Consider the following 217-nt stretch of genomic DNA (forward strand, 5'->3'; position numbering starts at 1 on the left):
CCGATAAGGCTGGGCTGTGATGGGGAGGGAAAATTTACAGTACCGAAGGTCATGATCTCAGACTGCCAAGAAAAGCCTCTAGTGAGGAGAAGGTGCCCGTACCGCAAACCGACACAGGTAGGCGAGAAGAGAATTCTAAGGCGCGCGGAAGAACTCTCGTTAAGGAACTCGGCAAAATGACCCCGTAACTTCGGGAGAAGGGGTGCCCCGGTAGAGT

At 53.9% G+C, this 217-nt stretch carries 1 rRNA gene; it reads left to right on the forward strand.

Annotation, left to right across the window (positions count from 1 at the left end):
• Positions 1-217 (forward strand): 23S ribosomal RNA (locus tag ACI48K_RS25575); the annotation flags it as partial.

The sequence above is a fragment of the Paenibacillus terrisolis genome, from assembly GCF_056171975.1.